The organism is Lysobacter sp. TAB13 (assembly GCF_052113885.1).
Lineage (GTDB): Bacteria > Pseudomonadota > Gammaproteobacteria > Xanthomonadales > Xanthomonadaceae > Lysobacter > Lysobacter gummosus.
Genome location: NZ_JBFRDR010000281.1, coordinates 1 through 408 on the forward strand (window position 1 = coordinate 1; position 408 = coordinate 408).

The following is a 408-nucleotide window of genomic DNA, read 5'->3' on the forward strand; positions in this document are numbered from 1 at the left end:
ATCCTGTCCTTCCGGGTGATGCTGAACCCGGAGAACGGCATGCTCAACCAGCAGCTCTTTCACTGGTTCGGCATCGTCGAGGGGCCGGGCTGGCTCACCGACCCGACACTCGCCTTCGCGAGCTCGATCATGGTCCATATCTGGAAGTCGCTGCCGTTCTGGACGCTGATCCTGGTCACCGGCCGGCTGGCGATTTCGCAGGATCTCTATGAGGCCGCGAGCGTCGACGGCGCCAACGGGTGGCAGCAGTTCCGCTTCATCACCTGGCCGTCGCTGGCAACGCTCTACGTCACCTCGACCATGCTCTCGATGATCTGGACGCTGGGCGACTTCAACAGCGTCTACCTGCTCACCGGCGGTGGGCCGGGTGACCTGAACCATGTGCTGGCGACGCTCGGCATCCGCTAC

General features: G+C 63.7%; 1 protein-coding gene. It reads left to right on the top strand.

What is annotated here, in order from left to right; translation table 11 throughout:
• Positions 1 to 408: carbohydrate ABC transporter permease (locus AB4Y92_RS26175; RefSeq protein ID WP_441822276.1), on the top strand; the 408-nt coding region annotated here is incomplete at both ends.